General features: G+C 72.2%; 3 protein-coding genes. 2 read left to right on the forward strand and 1 reads right to left on the reverse strand.

Annotated features, from left to right (window positions below):
* Positions 1 to 143: 143 nt before the first annotated feature.
* On the forward strand, positions 144 to 1556 hold the full coding sequence (locus VMF70_14685; protein ID HTT69268.1) for a M28 family metallopeptidase: 1413 nt from the start codon (positions 144 to 146) through the stop codon (positions 1554 to 1556).
* A gap of 40 nt (positions 1557 to 1596) precedes the next feature.
* Here the strand turns inward: VMF70_14685 and VMF70_14690 are convergent, their stop codons facing one another.
* Complete coding sequence (locus VMF70_14690; GenBank protein ID HTT69269.1) at positions 1597 to 2250, reverse strand: hypothetical protein; 654 nt, start codon at positions 2248 to 2250, stop codon at positions 1597 to 1599.
* A 135-nt stretch (positions 2251 to 2385) separates the two neighbouring features.
* On the opposite strand from VMF70_14690, the gene VMF70_14695 reads away from it, so the two are divergent.
* Entirely contained in the window at positions 2386 to 3732 is a 1347-nt protein-coding gene (locus tag VMF70_14695) for a hypothetical protein (protein HTT69270.1), read from the forward strand.
* Positions 3733 to 4137 lie beyond the last annotated feature (405 nt).

A 4137-nucleotide genomic window follows, 5' to 3' on the forward strand; every position in this document is an offset into this window, starting at 1 on the left:
GGCCTCGGACAACAACACCCTGTACCTCAATGCGTGGCTGATGTTCTGAGGCGGCCTGGCCGCCGTGTTCGAGCCGGCGGCGGGCGCTTGCCCGTCGCCGGCTCTCTTGTTACCCGTTCTGCTCCCTTCGACCGCGACCGACCATGACGCTGCGTTCCGGATGGTGCCTGCTCGTCCTCGGCTGTGCCGCCTGGGCGGCGCCGCTGCCCGCTGCCGCCCAGCAGCCGCGCGACACCGGGCTGGTGGCCACGTACCGCGCGACGGCCGACCGGCTGATCGCGGCGGCCACCGCCGACACCGCGGCCTGGCTGCGCCTGGCCGAGCTGACCGACCGGTTCGGCAGCCGGATCAGCGGGTCGGAGAGCCTGGAGCGGGCGCTCGACTGGATCCTGGTCGAGATGCGGCGCGACGGGCTCGAGAGCGTGCGCGGCGAGCCGGCGATGGTGCCGCACTGGGTGCGCGGCAGCGAGTCGCTGGACCTGGTCGAGCCGCGCGCCGCCCGCCTGCCGATGCTGGGCCTGGGCCGCAGCGTCGGCACCCCGCCGGAGGGGATCACGGCGCCGGTGCTGGTGGTGCACGACACGCTCGAGCTGCGCGCGCGCGCGGCGGAGGCGCGGGGGAAGATCGTGCTGTGGGACGCGCCGTACGTCAGCTATGGCGAGACCGTCACCTACCGCTGGAACGGTGCGATCTGGGCGGCGCAGGTCGGCGCGGTGGCCGCGCTGCTGCGCTCGGTGTCGCCGTTCGAGATGCGCCAGCCGCACACCGGGACCACGCACTACGACTCCTCTGCGGCGCCGATCCCGTTCGCGGCCATCTCGATCGAGGACGCCGCGATGCTGCACCGGATGCAGGGCCGCGGGCAGCCGGTCGTGGTCACGCTCAAAATGGAAGCCCACATGCTGCCGGACGTGGCGTCGAAGAACGTCGTCGCCGAGCTGAGGGGCTCCGAGAAGCCGGACGAGGTGGTGGTGATCAGCGGCCACCTCGACTCGTGGGACGTCGGCACCGGCGCGATGGACGATGCCGGCGGGTTCGTCGCGGCGTGGCAGGCCCTGCTCGTGATGAAGCGGCTGGGGCTGCGCCCGCGGCGCACGGTCCGCCTGGTGGGCTGGACCAACGAGGAGTACGGCACCCGGGGCGGGCTGGCCTACCGCGACGCCCACCTGGCCGACCTGGGGAAGCACGACCTCGCCATCGAGTCGGACGGCGGGGTGTTCCGGCCCACGGGCTTCGGCTTCACCGGGTCGGACTCGGCGTTCGCAGTGGTGCGTGCGATCGGCCCGCTCCTCGCCCCCGTCGGCGCCGATACGATCACCAAGGGCGGCGGCGGCACCGACATCGGCCCGATCATGCAGCGGGGCGTGCCGGGCATGGGCCTCAACGACGACGGGTCGCGCTACTTCTGGTACCACCACAGCGACGCGGACACGGTGGACAAGCTCGATGCGCGCGAGGTGGCGAAGTGCGTCGCGGCGATGGCGGTGATGGCCTACGTGGTGGCGGATCTGCCGCAGCAGCTGCCGCGCGGCGGCGTGCCGCCAGCCGGGGAGTAGACGGGGGCAGGCCGGCGCGGCCGGCGCCGCCCCGGGGAGGCTAGCGCTCCGCCAGCCGGCGGAGCGTGTCGGCGTCGAGACGGTGCCCGCCGTCGAACCCGAGCAGGCGATGACGCACCCCCGCCGCGTCCAGCGCCACCCGCTGGCCGGCCAGCCGCTCGGGCGTGACGTACTCGTCGCGGTTCCCCGCCACCAGCACCAGGTCGAGGACGTTCAGCGTCGGAGCCGCCGCGCCGAGATCCGTGTCCGGCGGCAGCAGGCTTCCCCACAACACCAGGCGCTCGGCCCGCACCTCACGCCGCAGCACCCAGCGCACCACGGTCGCCGTGCCCTGCGAAAAGCCGAGCACCGTCACGCGTGCGTCGCGGCGCGGCGCCAGCACGGCGGCGAGCAGCGCGTCCAGGTAGGCGACGTAGTCGTCGATCTCGCTCAGCCGGTCCTCCCGCGTCATCCAGCTCGCGCCCACCCGGCTCTCCGGGCCGTGGCTGCCCGGCTCGAGGTAGAAGCGCGACAGGCCCTCCGGCGCCACGATCAAGCGCCGCCCGTCGTCGAGCGGGGCGAAGGCCTCGAGGAAGGGCTCGGCCAGCTGTCCGTAGCCGTGGCAGGCGATCCAGATGTCGGCGGGTGATGCTGCGTTGCCCAGGGTGAAATAGCGGGCGGTGCGCTCGGTTTTGAGGTGGTGCTCGTTGGGCATGGGGCGTAAGATAGCGAAGGAGGAAGCGTGAGAGGTGAGGCCCACCTCTCACGCCTTTGGCTTCTCGCTTCTCACCTCAACCTCTCACTTCTCACCTCTCACCTCATCACAGTGAATCCCTCAGCGGAGCCCGCAATGCCCTCCAGCGCGATTGCAGCAGCCATCCTCGGCATCGACACCCTCTGGGGTGGCGACGTCATGAACCCGTCCGGCACCGGCCGGTTCATCGCCGACTCGTGGTTCTCGGACGAGCCACTGCCCGCGGCCTACGCGCATCCCACCGCTGCCCGGCTGCGCGAGACCGGCGGGGTGACGGCCAAGCAACCGGACCTCGCGGCCATCGACGCCTATCTCGCGGCCGTCGACGTCCACGGGGCCATCGCCGCCATGGCTGAGGAGGCGAAGACCGGCGGCCGGGTGCGGCGCGCCTACCTGAAGGGCCTGGCGCAGTGTTTCGAGGTGATGTGGGATCTGGCGATGGAGATGCTGGGGCGCGGCGAGCGGGTGCCGTACGAGCGCTGCGTCGTGGCGTCCACCGGCCGGAAGCCCGAGCCGAGCGATCCGGGGCCGAAGCGGCGCCGCGTCGCCGAGCTGCTGGCCAAGGCCGGCTACCGCACCGACGGCGACGAGGCGCTCCTGGGAGCGGTGGACGCGTGGCGCCGCGAGCGCGCGGTGCCCAAGCCCTCCATCCCGGCGCTCGCCGCGGCGTTCATCGCGCGCTACGACGCGCTCGCCGCCCGGCACCTGGTGCCGTACCTGCCGCCGGCGCTGCGGCCCGTTCCGCGGTCGAACATCGCCTTCCTCCCGATCAAGGACGCGTGGTTCTCGGGCTCGATGAACTACCTCGGGCGCGCGCGGCGTCCCGACGGCAGCCCCGAGTACGAGGCGACCTACGAGATCAACGCGTCGCTCGAGATCTCGGTGCCGGAGTTCGAGCAGCTGGTGAGCCACGAGGTCGTGCCCGGGCACGTGACCACCACGGCCTACTGCCAGAACCTGTACGTGCGCGGCAAGCTCGGCCTTGAGGCCACGATGCTGACGATGAACACGCGGCACGCGGCGCTCTCCGAGGGCATCGCCAACAACGCGATCCTCATCGCCCACGGCGTGACCGAGATCGACCAGCTGCCCGACGAGGACACCCAGGCCGGGGTGCTGCTGGCGCTGCTGCAGGACGACGCCAAGAACCAGTCGTCGTACCTCACCTGGCACGAGGACCTGCCGCAGCCCGAGGTCGCCCGGGTCCTGCGGCACGAGTTCCTCTGCTCGCCGGAGCGCGCCGACAAGCTGTCCGGGGCGTGGGGCCGCCACCCGCTGCTGGGCCGGATGTACTTGCCGGCCTACCGGGCCGGCACCGACCGGGTGGCCGAGCTGAGGCGCCGCTTCCCGCCCGAGGCAGTGCTGCCGGCCCTCTACGGGGCTCGCGGCCTGGTGGACGTGGTGACGATCGGCCAGGTGCTCGGCGAGCGCAAAAAGGGGTGAGCAGGGCGGGGGCCCCGCCGCATCGAGTGAGCGGAAGTCCTTGCGATTCTTTGGGATACGAGTCACGGCCCGGGCGGGGCCGTAGAGGTACGAGGCCTTGGAGGCCTGAGCCCGGCGCCGCCGGAAGGACAGGCTTCCCGGGGGTCCGGGACGGCCGCCTCTTATCACGAGGGCGCGGAAGAAGTAGACTAGCGGGGCGGTTGCCCTAGGGCGACCCGCGTCGAATCACCAAAGTCAGGGCCTCTGGACGGCGGTGGGTCCCCCCCTCCCCGTTCCAACCCGATCCGTGTCAACCGGGGGCATTCCATGTACCGGCAAGCTCGCGCGTCCCGCGTCATCGCCTCGTCACTGTTCGTGGCCGCGCTCGCGTCCGCGGTGATGACGTGCAGCCAGGACAAGCTGCCG

The sequence above is a fragment of the Gemmatimonadales bacterium genome (assembly GCA_035502185.1).
Taxonomy (GTDB): domain Bacteria; phylum Gemmatimonadota; class Gemmatimonadetes; order Gemmatimonadales; family JACORV01; genus Fen-1245.

Coding starts and splice junctions, on each gene's coding strand:
- VMF70_14685 (HTT69268.1), top strand. CDS start 144: ATGACGCTGCGTTCCGGATGGTGCCTGCTCGTCCTCGGCTGTGCCGCC.
- VMF70_14690 (HTT69269.1), bottom strand. CDS start 2,250: ATGCCCAACGAGCACCACCTCAAAACCGAGCGCACCGCCCGCTATTTC.
- VMF70_14695 (HTT69270.1), top strand. CDS start 2,386: ATGCCCTCCAGCGCGATTGCAGCAGCCATCCTCGGCATCGACACCCTC.